Origin of the sequence: Polaromonas sp. YR568 (assembly GCF_943371715.1) — a bacterium.
Lineage (GTDB): Bacteria > Pseudomonadota > Gammaproteobacteria > Burkholderiales > Burkholderiaceae_C > Polaromonas.
Genome location: NZ_CALRVW010000020.1, coordinates 27,238 through 41,891 on the forward strand (window position 1 = coordinate 27,238; position 14,654 = coordinate 41,891).

15 protein-coding genes are annotated in these 14,654 nt (G+C 62.9%); 3 read left to right on the forward strand and 12 right to left on the reverse strand.

Annotation, left to right across the window (positions count from 1 at the left end; all coding sequences use genetic code 11):
• The first annotated feature begins 49 nt into the window (after positions 1–49).
• Entirely contained in the window at positions 50–685 is a 636-nt protein-coding gene (locus AAG813_RS14385; protein ID WP_341916268.1) for a GntR family transcriptional regulator, read from the forward strand.
• On the opposite strand, the gene AAG813_RS14390 is transcribed toward AAG813_RS14385, so the two are convergent.
• Complete coding sequence (locus AAG813_RS14390) at positions 657–1,589, reverse strand: DMT family transporter (RefSeq protein WP_341916270.1); 933 nt, start codon at positions 1,587–1,589, stop codon at positions 657–659. The two genes, AAG813_RS14385 and AAG813_RS14390, sit on opposite strands and share 29 nt — an antisense overlap.
• Entirely contained in the window at positions 1,582–2,613 is a 1,032-nt protein-coding gene (gene dusA, locus AAG813_RS14395) for a tRNA dihydrouridine(20/20a) synthase DusA (RefSeq protein WP_341916271.1), read from the reverse strand. The genes AAG813_RS14390 and dusA overlap by 8 nt, the downstream gene beginning before the upstream one ends.
• A gap of 217 nt (positions 2,614–2,830) precedes the next feature.
• On the opposite strand from dusA, the gene AAG813_RS14400 reads away from it, so the two are divergent.
• Both AAG813_RS14400 and AAG813_RS14405 read left to right on the forward strand, forming a co-directional pair.
• Positions 2,831–4,630, forward strand: a complete 1,800-nt coding sequence (locus AAG813_RS14400; RefSeq protein WP_341916352.1) for a M14 family metallopeptidase — start codon at positions 2,831–2,833, stop codon at positions 4,628–4,630.
• 106 nt (positions 4,631–4,736) lie between these two features.
• Entirely contained in the window at positions 4,737–5,141 is a 405-nt protein-coding gene (locus AAG813_RS14405; RefSeq protein WP_341916273.1) for an RNA-binding protein, read from the forward strand.
• Between the two features lie 74 nt (positions 5,142–5,215).
• On the opposite strand, the gene dnaB is transcribed toward AAG813_RS14405, so the two are convergent.
• The 10 genes from dnaB to ppsA all read right to left on the reverse strand — a co-directional run bounded on the left by dnaB (position 5,216) and on the right by ppsA (position 14,573).
• On the reverse strand, positions 5,216–6,628 hold the full coding sequence (dnaB, locus tag AAG813_RS14410) for a replicative DNA helicase (RefSeq protein WP_341916275.1): 1,413 nt from the start codon (positions 6,626–6,628) through the stop codon (positions 5,216–5,218).
• 169 nt (positions 6,629–6,797) lie between these two features.
• On the reverse strand, positions 6,798–7,250 hold the full coding sequence (gene rplI, locus AAG813_RS14415) for a 50S ribosomal protein L9 (protein ID WP_341916277.1): 453 nt from the start codon (positions 7,248–7,250) through the stop codon (positions 6,798–6,800).
• An 11-nt stretch (positions 7,251–7,261) separates the two neighbouring features.
• On the reverse strand, positions 7,262–7,546 hold the full coding sequence (gene rpsR / locus AAG813_RS14420; RefSeq protein WP_077592883.1) for a 30S ribosomal protein S18: 285 nt from the start codon (positions 7,544–7,546) through the stop codon (positions 7,262–7,264).
• A 10-nt stretch (positions 7,547–7,556) separates the two neighbouring features.
• Positions 7,557–7,856 carry a primosomal replication protein N gene (priB, locus tag AAG813_RS14425; protein ID WP_341916280.1) on the reverse strand — a complete coding sequence of 100 codons (300 nt, stop codon included), beginning with the start codon at positions 7,854–7,856 and terminating at the stop codon, positions 7,557–7,559.
• 73 nt (positions 7,857–7,929) lie between these two features.
• Positions 7,930–8,295, reverse strand: coding sequence for a 30S ribosomal protein S6 (rpsF, locus tag AAG813_RS14430; RefSeq protein ID WP_007871089.1), 366 nt, complete (start codon positions 8,293–8,295; stop codon positions 7,930–7,932).
• A gap of 257 nt (positions 8,296–8,552) precedes the next feature.
• Complete coding sequence (locus AAG813_RS14435; protein ID WP_341916285.1) at positions 8,553–10,679, reverse strand: sodium:solute symporter family protein; 2,127 nt, start codon at positions 10,677–10,679, stop codon at positions 8,553–8,555.
• Between the two features lie 2 nt (positions 10,680–10,681).
• Positions 10,682–10,942: a DUF4212 domain-containing protein gene (locus tag AAG813_RS14440; protein WP_096667957.1), complete on the reverse strand. Its 261-nt coding sequence runs from the start codon at positions 10,940–10,942 to the stop codon at positions 10,682–10,684.
• A 147-nt stretch (positions 10,943–11,089) separates the two neighbouring features.
• A complete protein-coding gene (locus tag AAG813_RS14445; RefSeq protein ID WP_341916288.1) occupies positions 11,090–11,668 on the reverse strand; it encodes a tetratricopeptide repeat protein in 579 nt (192 codons plus the stop codon).
• Positions 11,665–11,961 (reverse strand): hypothetical protein, encoded by a 297-nt coding sequence (locus AAG813_RS14450; protein WP_341916289.1) that lies wholly within the window; start codon positions 11,959–11,961, stop codon positions 11,665–11,667. Before AAG813_RS14450 ends, AAG813_RS14445 begins: the two co-directional genes overlap by 4 nt.
• A gap of 212 nt (positions 11,962–12,173) precedes the next feature.
• Positions 12,174–14,573, reverse strand: coding sequence for a phosphoenolpyruvate synthase (ppsA, locus tag AAG813_RS14455; protein ID WP_341916291.1), 2,400 nt, complete (start codon positions 14,571–14,573; stop codon positions 12,174–12,176).
• Between the last annotated feature and the right edge of the window lie 81 nt (positions 14,574–14,654).

Sequence of the window (14,654 nt, forward strand, 5' to 3'; positions counted from 1 at the left end):
AGATTGCGTTGTCTAGCCCTACGGCTGCAATCGACACCCTAACAAGACCATGGCCGCTGTTTCATTGACCCCCCGCGCACTTTACGAAGAAGTGGCGGAGCTTTTGCGCCAGCGCATTTTCAGCCGCGAACTGGCGCCCGGCAGCTGGATCGACGAGCTCAAGCTGGCCGAGGAATACGGCATCAGCCGCACACCGCTGCGCGAGGCTCTCAAGGTGCTGGCGACCGAAGGGCTGGTGACCATGAAGGTGCGGCGCGGCGCCTACGTCACCGAAGTATCCGAGCGCGACCTGGCCGACGTCTACCACCTGCTGTCGCTGCTGGAAAGCGATGCCGCGGGTGTGGTGGCGGCCCAGGCTACCGAAGCCCAGCTGCAGGAGCTGAAAACCCTGCACAGCGAGCTCGAAAAAGCCGTGGGCAACCGCGAACGGTTTTTCCAGATCAACGAAACCTTCCACATGCGCCTGCTGGAAATCGCCAACAACCGCTGGCGCGACCAGATGGTAGCGGACCTGCGCAAGGTCATGAAGCTGAACCGCCACAACTCATTGCTCAAAAGTGGCCGCATCGAAGAGTCACTGGCCGAACATCGGGCCATCATGGCGGCGCTGGACGCGCGCGACGCCGAGGCCACCGTGCAGCGCATGCGCGAACACTTCAGGAACGGGCTGGAAGCGGCGGCTTGACAGGCTGTTTGATCGGCCGGGTGACCAGAAAAACCCCCGGCAGGATCAGCAGCGCGCCCACCGCATGGTGCCAACCCGGTGGCTCCCCGAGCAGCCAGGCCGCCCCCGCCGCGTAAAGCGGGCCCAGGTACAGCGCCACGGCCACCCGGCTGGCCCCGAGGATTTTCTGCGCCCAGCCATAGATCCAGTAGGCACCCACGCCGGGAATCAGCGAGGCCACCACCACCAGCAGCACCGCCTGGCTACCGAGGGCGTCCGCGCCGGGCCGCGTCGCCTCCCACACCGCCGGCGGCAGCAGCACCAGGGTGCCGCCTATGCAGATCGCGGCCAGCCGCGCCGTCGCACTCAGGGAACTGGGCCACCTTTTCTGAAGCAGCGCATAGGCCGCCCAGGACACCGTGGCCGCCAGCATCCAGCCATCCCCTGCCACAAACTGCACGTCGGCCAGCGCTGTCCAGCGCCCCTTGACGACCACGTGAACCACGCCCGTCAGCGCCAGCAGCACGCCGGCCGCCTGCCGCGCGCCAAAACCCTCGCCCAGCCACCACATCGCCCCCAGGGCGATCAGCACCGGCGAGGCCGAATAGATCAGCGCAATGTTCATCGCCCCGGTGGAGCGCGCCCCTTCATACACCCAGGCACCGCAAATCAGCATGCCCAGGATGCCGAGCACCAGGTATTGCCGCCAGGCCCGCGTGATCGCCGCCCGTTGCTCCCACAGCTCCGACCGCGTGATCACCACCAGGATCAGGGCGGCCAGACCCCAGCGTCCCAGGGCCAGCATGTAGGGACCAATGACGCCGGGCGCCTTGCGCGCCACGATGTAGTTGACGGCCCAGAGCGCCGGCACCAGCCACAGGAGCAGCAGCGCCCGGCGCGTGTCGCGCTGCGCGGCATCAGGCATGCGCCTGCACCGCAAACTGCAACGAAGATTCAGCGCTTTCGCCCGCAGCGCCTGGCGCATGGGCCAGCACCATCACCTCACGCGGGTGCAGGTTTTTCAGCTTGTGGTCGCTCCACACCTGGCGCCAGCGCCGCGAACCCGGCAGGCCGTGGCGCAGGCCCAGCATGTGGCGGGCGATCGTCGGCCAGGGCGTGCCGTGTTCCGTGAACTCCCTGGCCATGTAGTCGGCCATCTGCACCTCGACGGATTCACGCGTCGCCTCGCCGGGCGCCGCGCCAAAAAAGGCCTCGTCCCAGGAAGCCAGCCACCAGGGGTTGTGATAAGCCTCGCGCCCGATCATCACGCCGTCGAGCTCGCGCAACTGCGCCGCCACCTGCTCGCCGGTGGTGAGGCCGCCGTTGATGACGATGGTGAGCCCCGGAAACTCGCGCTTGAGCTGGTGCACCATCTCGTAACGCAGCGGCGGCACCTCGCGGTTTTCCTTCGGGCTCAGGCCCTTGAGCCAGGCATTGCGCGCATGCACGATGAAAGTTCTGCAGCCGGCTTCGCTGACGACACCGACAAAGTCGCGCACGAAACCGTAGCTCTCACCCTTGTCGATGCCGATGCGGTGCTTGACGGAGACGGGCACCTTCACCACATCGACCATGGCCTTGACGCAGTCGGCCACCAGTTGCGGCTCGGCCATCAGGCAGGCGCCGAAAGCGCCGCGCTGCACACGCTCGCTGGGACAGCCGCAGTTGAGGTTGATTTCGTCGTAGCCCCATAACTCGCCGAGCCTGGCGCAGTGCGCCAGGTCGGCCGGCTCGCTGCCACCCAGTTGCAGTGCCACCGGATGTTCTTCAGCATTGAAACGCAGGTGCCGTGCCACATCGCCATGCACCAGCGCGCCGGTGGTCACCATCTCGGTGTAGAGCAAGGCATGGCGTGACAGCAGACGGTGAAAATAGCGGCAATGCCGGTCGGTCCAGTCCATCATCGGCGCCACGCTGAGGCGGTGTGCGGGGGACGAACCGGAATTCATGGAGGAAGGAGCGGATTCAAGGAGCATGGAAGCCGTAGTTTCTCATGCGGGCCCGACCGGCGCCGCGAACGGGTGGCGAAAATGCTGCACCCGCGTGCACCAAAGGGTAGGCCCCCACACCGGCAGCGGCGCACAGGCCGGATAATGGCAGCTTGCGCTGCACCTGCGCCGGCCTTCCCAACACCAAGCCATGACCAAGACCGACCTGCCCCTGCGGATGAACCGTCAATCGCCCCCATCGCCCTTCTTCCTGCGCCATCGCGGTAGCGGCCCCCGCGCCGTCGTCCTGCTGCCGCTGCTGCTGGCGCTGGCGGCCTGCACCTCGGTGCCACTGCCGCCCTGGCCGGGGCCCACCGGCACGGTCTCGCCCCCGCCGCGGGTGGTGGTGGCACCTGCGCCTGCCCCCCTTCCCGCTGTTGTCGTCCAGCCGGTCCCCGACCGGCCGGCGATGGCCCCCTCACCTTCCAGCGCCGCCCCCTACAGCGCCGCCGTTGCCGCGCGCTTTCCGGCCCCTTCCGTCATCTACAACACGCCCGGCCTGCAGGAAGGGCGTACCAGCTTCACCTCGAATGCCGAAATCCAGACCTGGCTGCGCGAACTCGGCACAGCGGCCTCGCGCTCACCGGGCCTGAAAGCCGCCGTGCTGCCGATTGGCCAGTCGCAACGCGGCGAAACCCTCGAAGCCCTGGTGCTGACCCGTGCCGCCGGCACGGACGCTGCCGCCATCGCGGCCTCGGCCCGTCCCACCGTGCTGCTGGTCGGCCAGCAGCATGGCGACGAACCCGCCGGCACCGAAGCCTTGCTGGTCGTGGCCCGCGAGCTCACGCAAGGCCTGCTGCGGCCGGTGCTCGATCGTGTCAACGTCATCATCGTGCCGCGTGCCAACCCCGATGGATCGATGGACAACAAACGTGTGACTGCCGGCGGCCTGGACATGAACCGCGACCACCTGCTGCTCAACACGCCGGAAGCCCAGGCCCTGGCCCGGCTTGCGCGCGACTACCACCCGACGGTCGTGGTCGATGCCCACGAATACACCGTGGTGGGCCGTTTTCTGCAGAAATTCGGCACCGTGCAGAAGTACGACGCCCTGCTGCAGTACGCGACCACGGCCAACATCCCCGAGTTTTTGACCAAGGCCTCCGAAGAGTGGTACCGCCGGCCGCTGGTGGCCGCCCTCAAGGGACAGGGGCTCAGCACCGAGTGGTACTACACCACGTCGACGGACCTGGCGGACAAGACCATCTCGATGGGCGGCACGCAGCCCGATACCGGCCGCAACGTCAGCGGCCTGAAAAACACAGTCAGCCTGCTGATCGAAACCCGCGGCGTGGGCATAGGCCGGCTGCACATCCAGCGCCGCGTGCACACCCATGTCACCGCGATCTCCAGCGTGCTCGCCAGCACCGCCCAACGGGCCAGCGAACTGGGCCAGCTGCAGCCCTATGTCGAGAAGGAGATGAGCGCCCTGGCCTGCAAGGAGGAGGCGGTGATTGAAGCCGGGCCCACCCTCACCCAGCAGGAACTCGTCATGCTGGACCCGGTAACCGGTGCCGACAAGACCCTCAAGGTGGATTGGAACTCGGCACTCACGCTGCGCAAGCTCAAGACCCGCGTGCGCCCTTGCGGCTACTGGCTGTCGGCAGGATCGCGAACGGCTGTGGAACGGCTGCGCCTGCATGGCGTGCAGGTGCTGCGGGTGGCCGAACCGGCGTCCATGCTGGGCGACCTGTACCGCGAGACGGCGAGCTCGACCGGCGTCCGGCAGGACGTGCGCGGCAGCATCGCCGATGCCGGGCAGATCGTCAGGGCCGAAGTGGCGCTGGTGCGCGGCGTGATCGATGCGCCCTCCGGCAGTTATTACGTGCCCTTGAACCAGCCGCTGGCCAACCTCGTGATCGCTGCGCTGGAACCAGACACGCAGAGCAGCTATTTTGCGAACCGGTTGCTCGACGGCCTGTCCAGCACTGCCCGCGTCATGTCGGAGCCCGCCCTCCGGACCGAAGAACTGCCCTGAACTGATCCGCACGAAGGCCGGCGCTGCATGCGATTTGTGCGAACCGGCCTACAGACAAGGTGGTGCGGCCGTGCACTAATGATGAATCACCTCGAAAGGATTCACCATGAAAACATTTGCACTCCACCCCAAGATGCTGACCCTGACAGGCGTGTTCTACCCCACAGGTTATGCCTTCATCATGTTTCCCGAGGGTGCCCAGGCCGAGCAGGCGGCACGGGAGCTGGAGGAAAGCGGCTTCGACGGCGAAGCCATCATGCGGCTGGAGCCCGACACCATCCTGCGCGAGATCGGCAAGGTGGACGGCGAGTCTGATGTGATCTTGCCGTCGGTCGGCACCGAAGGCGCCACCGTCCAGAAATACGTCGCCTTGGCCCGCCAAGGCCAGCACGCCCTGATGGTGCACGCTCCCTCCGAGAAGGAGACGGAGCGCGTGATGGCCGTGGTGAGAAAGCAGCCGTTTTCCTACGCCCAGAAATACCACATGCTGGCGATGGAAGACCTGGAATAAGGTCGCAGCTCTTGAATGCTATCAAATAGATAGCTATAGACGCTTGCAAACAAAGGGCCAAGGCCCATTTTTACTTAAAAATCTCCGCCGCCGCCATGCGCCAGACTCTCGAACTTGGTGATGCGGTTGATGAAGGCCAGCTTGACCGTTCCGGTCGGGCCGTTCCGCTGCTTGCTGATGATGACCTCGGCCACGCCGGGCTCCTTGCAGGCGTCCTTGGTGTAGTACTCGTCGCGGTAGATGAACATGATGATGTCGGCATCCTGCTCGATGGCGCCAGACTCGCGCAAATCGCTCATCATCGGGCGCTTGTCGGTACGTGACTCGACGCCGCGGCTCAGCTGTGACAACGCAATCACCGGGCACTGCAGTTCCTTGGCCAGCATCTTCAGGCCGCGCGAGATTTCACCAACGGCCGTGGCGCGGTTTTCCTCGGCCATGCCGCTGGACACACTCATGAGCTGCAGATAGTCCACCACGATCAGACCCAGCTTCCCGCACTGCCGCGCCAGGCGCCTGGCGTTGGCGCGCAACTCGCTGACCGTCAAACCCGGCGTTTCGTCGATGTGCAGGGAGATGTTGCGCAGCTTCTCGATGGCTTCGGTCAGGCGCGGCCACTCTTCGTCGGTCAGCGCGCCGGTGCGCAAGTGGGTCTGGTCGATGCGGCCAATCGAGCCGACGATACGCACCGCGAGTTGCGAGGCGCCCATCTCCATCGAAAACACCGCCACCGGCAGGCCTTCGTTGAGCGCCACGTGTTCGGCGATGTTGATGGCCAGCGCGGTTTTGCCCATGGACGGCCGCGCCGCCAAGATGACCAGGTCACCGGCCTGGAAACCCGAGGTCATCTTGTCGAGGTCGTAAAAACCGGTCGGCACGCCGGTGACGTCGTTCGGGTTTTCCGACATCTCGGTCACACGGTCCAGCAGGCTCACCACCAGGGTGTCCATGCTCTGGAAACCCTGCTTCATGCGCGAGCCCTGCTCGCCGATCTTGAAAATCTTCTGCTCGGCCTCGTCCAGGATCATGGCCACAGCCTTGCCCTGCGGGTTGAAGGCGTGGGTGGCGATTTCGTCGCTGGCGGCCACGAGCTTGCGCAAAATGGAGCGCTCGCGCACGATCTCGGCGTAACGCCGGATGTTGCCGGCGCTGGGCACGTACTGGGCCAGCGAGTTCAGGTAACTCAGGCCGCCGACATCCTCGGCCTTGCCCAGGTTCTGCAGGTGTTCGTAGACCGTGATCACGTCGGCCGGCTTGGTCGCGTTGATCAGGGCACCAACGGCTGCGTAGATCAGCTTGTGTTCGTAGCGGTAAAAATCCTCATCCACCAGCAGGTCGCCGACCCGGTCCCAGGCGCCGTTGTCCAGCAACAGTCCGCCCAGAACACTGGACTCGCCCTCGATGGAATGCGGCGGAATGCGCAGCTGGGCAATCTGCCGGTCGGCGCTGTAACGGGGATCGGGAGCGGTGGAAAGTACGGCGGACATGGGTTTCCTTGACAGCCCTACATGCTAGCGCCAAGCGGGCCTGGCGTCACTGTGAAAAGCTGTTGATAAGTCGTGAATAACAGGGGCACAACCCTGTACAGGATGTGAATGGACGCACCATTGAAAAAGCCGCTCAGCGAGCGGCTTTTCCGGAGGGCAGCGAAGCTGTTTAAGCGGATTCGCCGTACACGGTCACGGTGATGTCCACAGCCACATCGGTGTGCAGTGCCACGGTCACCGGGTGGTCGCCGACGGTCTTCAGGGGGCCGTTGGGCATGCGGATCTGCGACTTGAGCACGGGGAAGCCCTGCTTGGTCAGCTCGGCCGAAATGTCATGGTTGGTGACGGAGCCGAACAGACGGCCGTCCACGCCCGCTTTTTGCGTGAGCTTGACGGTGGTACCGCTCAGCTTTTCGCCCTGGGCTTGCATTTCGGCCAGCTTGGCAGCGGCGGCTTTTTCAAGTTCGGCGCGTTTGACTTCGAATTCCTTGATCGCCATGGCGGTGGCGCGACGTGCGCGGCCGGAAGGGATCAGGAAATTGCGGGCGTAGCCGTCCTTGACCTTGACGACTTCACCCAGATTGCCCAGGTTGACGACTTTGTCGAGCAGAATGATTTGCATGGTCGTGTTCCTTACAGGCTGCGGTGCTGGTCGCTGTAAGGCAGCATCGCGAGGAAGCGAGCGCGCTTGACGGCGGTGTTGATCTGGCGCTGGAAAATCGCGCGCGTGCCGGTCAGGCGAGCGGGGATGATCTTGCCGTTTTCGGCAACGAAATCGCGCAAGGTGTCGATGTCCTTGTAGTCGATTTCTTCAACACCAGCGGCTGTGAAACGGCAAAAACGCTTGCGTTTGAACAGCAGGGATTGGGTATTGCGCTTGGGGCGCTTGTCTTTGTTGAAACGTTTTGGTCCGGGCATGATGGACTCCTTAAATGGGGTTCGGTACTGATTCGATGGCTTGAATATGGAAAACAACGCTCTTGCTGCCGCGGGCATTGACCAGAAAACCGGTGAACCTGAAAGCTTTGCCTAGGGGCAACTGGCCTGTTTGCTCAGCCAGCGTACCAAAAGCAACCGCCTTCATTGTCAAGTGGACCTGCCGGGTGGAACCTGCTTCTGTCATTTCGGACTCGTGTTCGAGGACGGCATTGGCAGCGGGGATTCCAGCGGGGGTGTAGCGAAGAGGACTGGCCTCGGCGATACAAGCGGTCAATTCAACGCGGTTCACTGCAGAATCATGATCTTGCGACGATGCGCAGCAATCAGTTGTTCAACAGCATGTGGGGCAACCCGATGAAGGGTCAGGCCGCATACTCCTGCTGCTGGGCCTTGCGGGCTTCTTCCCTCTCGACGTTGCGCATCATGAGGGACGGGCCGGTTTCAGCCTTTTTCTTGACCACGGTCAGGTGGCGCAACACGGCGTCGTTGAACTTGAACGCGTGTTCAATTTCTTCCATCACAGCCTGGCTGGCTTCGATGTTGATGCACAGGTAGTGGGCTTTGGCGAGTTTCTGGATCAGGTACACCAGCTGGCGGCGGCCCCAATCTTCCACACGATGCACTTTTCCACCGCCGGCGGTAATCATGCCCTTGTAACGTTCCAGCATGGCTGGGACTTGCTCGCTTTGATCCGGGTGGATCAGCAAGACGATCTCGTAATGACGCATAAACTCTCCTTGTGGTTTGGTTGAAGCTGCCCCAGCGTCGTTAAGGGTGCAGCAAGGCGAAGCCCATGATTATAGCCTGAGACGGCAGACCCGCCCAAAACCCGGTTCCGCCGGGCGCCCGGGGCCCCTTTCCCACCGCGCCATCAGGACATTGGGGGTGAAGCCCGTCCCAACGAAAAAAGCCCGGCAACTCGCGTTGCCGGGCTTTAGGGGTGAAGCTGACCGGAGCTTCCGGTCAGTTCAGGACCCCGCGGGAATCAGCGCACGGGGTCGGCGCGCAGGGTTGGGTAGCGCACATGCTCAACCAGTTCCTGGACCTTGCGGCTAGGCGCAGGGGTGACCAGGCTGACCAGGATGATCACGGCAAAGCCGATCGGCACACCGAAGACACCGGCCGAGATCGGCTGGATGTCCCACCAGAGCTGAACTGGTGAAGTGATGCCAAACAGGCCGCGCATCCAGGGCTGGGTGGTGATCATGTAGTAGAACGTGGTTCCCAAGCCGGCAATCATGCCCAGGGAGGCAGCGATACCGGTGGCACGTTTCCAGAAGATCCCCAGGGTCAGCGCCGGAAAGAACGCTGCTGCTGCGAACGAGAACGCCGCAGAGACCAGGAACAGAATGTCGGCCGGTTTCTGGGCAGCCACATAAGCGGCAGCCAGCGCAACAATCAGCAGCAGGACCTTGGAGATGGTCACGCGGCGTGCGGTCGATGCGTTCGGGTCGATCATTTTGTAGTACAGGTCATGTGACAGCGCATTGGCAATCGTCAGCAGCAGGCCGTCGGCAGTTGACAACGCCGCAGCCAGACCACCGGCAGCCACCAGGCCGGACACCACGTAAGGCAGGCCGCCAATCGCGGGCGCGGCCAGCACGATGATGTCACCACCGATGGACATCTCGTTGAGCTGCAGGATGCCGTCCTTGTTGATGTCCACCACCGACAGCAGCGTCGGATCGACCCGGTTCCAGGCAGTGATCCATTCCGGCAACGCGTTGAACGGCGTGCCCACCACCAGGGTGAAGACCTCGTATTTCACCAGCACCGCCAAGGCAGGCGCGGTGAAGTACAGCAGGAAAATGAAGAACAGCGACCAGGTGACGGACTGCCGCGCTTCCTTCACGCTGGGCACCGTGTAGTAACGCATCAGGATGTGCGGCAGCGCGGCGGTACCCACCATCAGGCAGAAAATCAGCGCCAGGAAGTTGCGACGCGAAACGTCGTAGGCTTTCTGGGCAGCGGCATCGCCGTTGGGGTCACCGGCAAACTGCTGCGCATGCGGAGGCATGCCGTTGAGCGGCTTGGCCTTGGCGTCAGCCCCGGCTTTTGCAGCGGTCCAGGCCCTCTTGGCGGCAGCTTCGTCTTTCGGCACCGCAGCCAGCGCTTTTTCAGCCGCAGAAATTTCCGACAGCGCACCATTGGCGGCCTTCAGGTCTGCCACGGCTTTTTCGGCGGCGGCCTTGTCGGCAGCCAGCGCAGCGGCCGGGTTCTTGAGCTTGGCATCCAGGGCAGCCGAACGCTGCTTGTAGATCTCGCGGACTTCGATTTCCTTGGCGTTGGTGGTCAGCTCTTTTTCCTTGGCAGTGACTTTTTGCAGCTGGAAGCCGTAAATTGCCTGCGGAATCGGAACGCTGGTCTGTTTGACCGACAGCCACACCACCGGGATCATGTAAGCCACGATCAAAATGATGTACTGGGCCACCTGCGTCCAGGTCACAGCACGCATGCCGCCCAGGAAGGAACAGACCAGAATGCCGCCCAGACCCAGGAAAATCCCGAGTTCAAAAGCCACACCGGTCAGCCGCGCAGTGATGATGCCGACGCCGTAAATCTGTGCCACCACATAGGTGAAGGAGCACAGAATCGCAGCGACGATACCCAGAAAGCGTGGCAGGTTGCCGCCATACCGCTCGCCCAGGAAGTCGGGGATCGTGAACTGGCCGAACTTGCGCAGGTAGGGCGCAAGGAACAGGGCCACCAGGCAGTAACCGCCGGTCCATCCCATGATGAAGGCCAGGCCGCTGTAACCCGTCAGGTAGAGCGTTCCGGCCATACCGATGAAGGACGCGGCCGACATCCAGTCAGCGCCCGTCGCCATGCCGTTGTACATGGCCGGGACTCGGCGTCCTGCCACGTAGTATTCGGCAGCGTCGGTCGTGCGGCTCATGATGCCGATGCCGGCGTACAGACCGATGGTAGCCAGCAGGAAGATCAGGCCGATCCACTGGCGGGACAAGCCCATCTGCTCGAGAACAGCCAGTACGACCACGAAGGCCAGGAAGCCCCCGGTGTACCAGGTGTAGACCTTGCTCAGGCCTGCCTTGAAGGCCGCATTGGAGGCGGCAGTGTTAGTGCCGGCGTCGTTACCAAACATTCCAGCCATGATTATTCCTCGCTTTCTTCAACACCGTGTTCGATGTCGAGCTTGCCCATGTACCAGGCGTAATACCCGATGATCGCCACGTAGATCACCAAAGCCCCTTGCGCTCCCATCCAGAAGCTGAAAGGCCAGCCAAAGAAATTGAAGCTCAATTCGCGGGCGTAGTAGCTCACGACGAACGTCACGACGAACCAGATCACGAGAAGGATTCCCGTGATGTTGAGGTTCTTGCGCCAATAACGGCGATGGTTGTCAGTCAACTGCATAACACTTGCCTCCATCTAACAACACCCTTTCGGGCACATCACGATCACCACTTTTTCCCCAAGCGTGGCCTGCAAGCCGGATCGCGTCTCTTTTATAAGCCTGGGCTCAGACCCTGGCCATCAAATAACCACTCAGCTGGTTTGCCGTCAGGAAGACTGAGCAATGCTCAATCCCGTCTCGCGTTCCAGCTGGGCGGCTACTTTAGGCTCAAACCGTTTGAGGTGGCGAATGACCTTCACCGCCTCATCAGGGTCTTGCCTGTCAACATGAACCCGCGCAAGCTGATACCAGCCGAACGGGCTCATGGGTTGCAGTTCTGTGTTTTTCTTGAGTGCCTGCACCGCCTCGTCGAAGCGGCGGTCGCGAATCAGCAGCAGGGCCAGGCCATACCAGGCCCGGTCCATCTTGGGTTCGATGTCCAGCGCCCGGCGAAAGGCGGGCTCCGCGTCGGCGTGGCCGCCGATGTCTTCCAGCATGTAAGCCAGGTTGAACCAGGCCGCGGCGTTGTCGGGGTAACGCTCGGTCAGCAAGCGCAGTGCGGCGATGGCGCCGTGTTTGTCGCCTTCCTGCGCAAGGACATGGGCGCGGCTGGCCAGGGCATAACGGTCACCCGGCCGCAGCACCAGCATCTGGTCAAATTTCTCCAGGGCCGCCTGCTGCTTGCTGAACACCAGCAGGATCAGCGCCTGCAGCTTGAGATACCAGTAGGCCAGAATCGTGTTCATTTGCAGAGCTCCACACCAATTTCAAGACAGATCCGGATACGCGTCAGGGTCGCGGCTATCCAGATAAACAGCAGCAACAAAAACGCCACGAATGGAACGTGGCGGTCAATGATTTGTTTCGGGGTGATGAAGCGCGCAGCCACCACAAAAGGTTTGCCGACGATTTGCAGGATTTGATAAAACAGGTTGCTGTCTTTCTTCGCGCCCGCCAGCATGCCCAGCACCCACTGCCCGAACAACGCGAGCAATGCGATCTCTGCTATCAATTTGAGAGTGGACGCGGCAAAAAGCATAAGACCCCTGGCAACAATGGCTTGATTGTTGCCGCGGTGCTTACCGACTTCTTACAAATTGCCACAGAGGGCGGCGAACCCCGTTGAAACCCCTACTAGGACTTTCCCTTGGTTCTGGCCGCTTGCGGACGAAGCTAGAACCAAGTGCCTACAAGGGGACGGTTGCGCCTGACCTGCGCCGCGCGTGGGCGGCGCAAGTCAGCCCCAACGGCCTAGTTGGCCAGCTGCTTCCAGGTGTCGATGACGGTGTCCGGGTTCAGCGAGATCGACCCGATGCCCTGCTCCTTGAGCCACAGGGCAAAGTCCGGGTGGTCGCTGGGGCCTTGGCCGCAGATGCCGACGTATTTGCCCTGGCGCTTGCAGGCCGCAATCGCCTGGCTCAGCAGCGCCTTGACGGCCGGGTCACGTTCGTCGAAGTCTTTGGCGAGGATGTCCAGGCCGGAGTCGCGGTCCAGACCCAGGGTGAGCTGGGTGAGGTCGTTCGAACCGATGGAGAAGCCGTCAAAGTATTCGAGGAACTGGTCGGCCAGCACCGCATTGCTCGGCACCTCGCACATCATGATGATGCGCAGGCCGTCCTGACCGCGCTGGAGGCCGTGCTTCGCCAGCAGCTCGGTCACTGCCTTGGCCTGGCCCAGCGTGCGCACAAAAGGCACCATCACTTCCACATTGGTCAGGCCCATGTCCTTGCGCACACGCTTGAGAGCTTCGCATTCCATGGCAAAGGCCTCGGCAAAATCGGGGCTGAGGTAACGCGCAGCGCCGCGGAAACCGAGCATTGGGTTTTCCTCTTCAGGTTCGTAACGCGAACCGCCAATCAGCTTGCGGTACTCGTTGGACTTGAAGTCCGACAGGCGAACAATCACCGGCTTAGGCCAGAAGGCCGCGGCAATGGTGGCGATGCCTTCGGCCACCTTGTCGACGTAAAAAGCGCGCGGCGAGGCATGGCCGCGCGCCACACTTTCCACCGCCTTCTTCAGGTCGGCATCGACCTGCGGGTAGTCGAGGATGGCCTTCGGGTGCACGCCGATGTTGTTGTTGATGACAAACTCCAGCCGCGCCAGGCCCACGCCGTGGTTGGGCACCTGGCAGAAATCAAACGCCAGCTGCGGGTTGCCGACGTTCATCATGATCTTGATGTCGATGGGCGGCATCTCGCCGCGCTGCACCTCGGTCACCTCGGTTTCCAGCAGACCGTCATAGATGTTGCCGGTGTCACCCTCGGCGCAGCTGACCGTCACCAGCATGCCGTCCTTGAGCTGTTCGGTGGCGTCGCCGCAGCCGACCACGGCCGGAATGCCGAGCTCGCGCGCGATGATGGCGGCGTGGCAGGTGCGCCCGCCGCGGTTGGTCACGATGGCGCTGGCGCGTTTCATGACTGGCTCCCAGTTCGGGTCGGTCATGTCGGTCACCAGCACGTCGCCGGGCTGGACCTGGTCCATCTCGCTGATGTTGTGCACGATGCGGACCGGACCGGTGCCGATTTTCTGGCCGATCGCGCGGCCCTCGGCCAGCACGGTGCCGGTGCCCTTGAGCTTGTAGCGCTGCTCGGCCTTGCCCTTGGACTGGCTTTTCACCGTCTCGGGCCGCGCCTGCAGGATGTAGAGCTGGCCGTCGGTGCCGTCCTTGCCCCATTCGATGTCCATCGGACGGCCGTAGTGGTCTTCGATGATGACGGCGTAACGCGCGAGCTGCTCGACGTCGGCATCGGTCAGCGAGTAGCGGTTGCGCAGTTCGGCCGGCACGTCGGTGGTCTTGACCAGCTTGCCGCCGGCCTTCTTTTCGTCCGCGGTGGTGAACTCCATCTGCAGCAGCTTGCTGCCGAGGTTGCGGCGGATCACGGCGCGGTTGCCAGCCTTGAGCATGGGCTTGTGCACATAGAACTCGTCGGGATTCACCGCGCCCTGCACCACCGTCTCGCCCAGCCCATAGCTGGAGGTGATGAACACCACGTCTTCAAAGCCGCTTTCGGTGTCGATGGTGAACATCACGCCGGCCGCGCCGAGGTCGCTGCGCACCATGCGCTGCACGCCGGCCGACAGGGCCACGTCAGCATGGGCAAAACCCTGATGCACGCGGTAGCTGATGGCGCGGTCGTTGTAGAGCGAGGCAAACACCTCTTTCATCTTGTGCAGCACTTCCTCGATGCCAACCACGTTCAGAAAGGTCTCCTGCTGGCCGGCAAACGAAGCGTCGGGCAGGTCTTCCGCGGTGGCCGACGAGCGGACCGCAAAACTGGCCTGAGCGTTGCCCGCGCTCAGGGCGGCAAAACTGCTGCGCACCGATTTTTCCAGTTCAGGCGGGAAAGGCTGGGCTTCCACCAGTGTTCGGATCTGGGCGCCGGCAACCGCCAGGGCGCGCACGTCGTCGGTGTCCAGCTTGTCCAGAACGGCGTTGATTTTCTTGTCCAGCCCGTCGTGGGCCAGAAACACGCGAAAGGCGTGGGCGGTGGTGGCAAAGCCGGTGGGCACCTGCACGCCCTTGGGGCCGGTCGGCAGTTGCGAGATCATTTCGCCGAGGCTGGCGTTTTTTCCGCCGACCGACTCGACGTCGGTCATCCTCAGGTTTTCAAACGGTACGACCAAGGCGGTCGCCTCAAACAAATTGGACATGAAAATACTCCGGGAGGTTTAAAAACGGGGGTATCGACCATGCGCGGCAGGCAACCTTGTGGTTGTTGGAAGGGGTTGTGG

Bases quoted from the DNA above. Each gene is read 5' to 3' on its own strand.
- AAG813_RS14405 (WP_341916273.1), top strand. From the start codon at position 4,737: ATGAAAACATTTGCACTCCACCCCAAGATGCTGACCCTGACAGGCGTG.
- AAG813_RS14445 (WP_341916288.1), bottom strand. From the start codon at position 11,668: ATGAACACGATTCTGGCCTACTGGTATCTCAAGCTGCAGGCGCTGATC.
- rpsR (WP_077592883.1), bottom strand. From the start codon at position 7,546: ATGCCCGGACCAAAACGTTTCAACAAAGACAAGCGCCCCAAGCGCAAT.
- AAG813_RS14450 (WP_341916289.1), bottom strand. From the start codon at position 11,961: ATGCTTTTTGCCGCGTCCACTCTCAAATTGATAGCAGAGATCGCATTG.
- dnaB (WP_341916275.1), bottom strand. From the start codon at position 6,628: ATGTCCGCCGTACTTTCCACCGCTCCCGATCCCCGTTACAGCGCCGAC.
- AAG813_RS14390 (WP_341916270.1), bottom strand. From the start codon at position 1,589: ATGCCTGATGCCGCGCAGCGCGACACGCGCCGGGCGCTGCTGCTCCTG.
- AAG813_RS14435 (WP_341916285.1), bottom strand. From the start codon at position 10,679: ATGGCTGGAATGTTTGGTAACGACGCCGGCACTAACACTGCCGCCTCC.
- AAG813_RS14440 (WP_096667957.1), bottom strand. From the start codon at position 10,942: ATGCAGTTGACTGACAACCATCGCCGTTATTGGCGCAAGAACCTCAAC.
- AAG813_RS14385 (WP_341916268.1), top strand. From the start codon at position 50: ATGGCCGCTGTTTCATTGACCCCCCGCGCACTTTACGAAGAAGTGGCG.
- AAG813_RS14400 (WP_341916352.1), top strand. From the start codon at position 2,831: ATGAACCGTCAATCGCCCCCATCGCCCTTCTTCCTGCGCCATCGCGGT.
- dusA (WP_341916271.1), bottom strand. From the start codon at position 2,613: ATGAATTCCGGTTCGTCCCCCGCACACCGCCTCAGCGTGGCGCCGATG.
- rplI (WP_341916277.1), bottom strand. From the start codon at position 7,250: ATGCAAATCATTCTGCTCGACAAAGTCGTCAACCTGGGCAATCTGGGT.
- ppsA (WP_341916291.1), bottom strand. From the start codon at position 14,573: ATGTCCAATTTGTTTGAGGCGACCGCCTTGGTCGTACCGTTTGAAAAC.
- rpsF (WP_007871089.1), bottom strand. From the start codon at position 8,295: ATGCGTCATTACGAGATCGTCTTGCTGATCCACCCGGATCAAAGCGAG.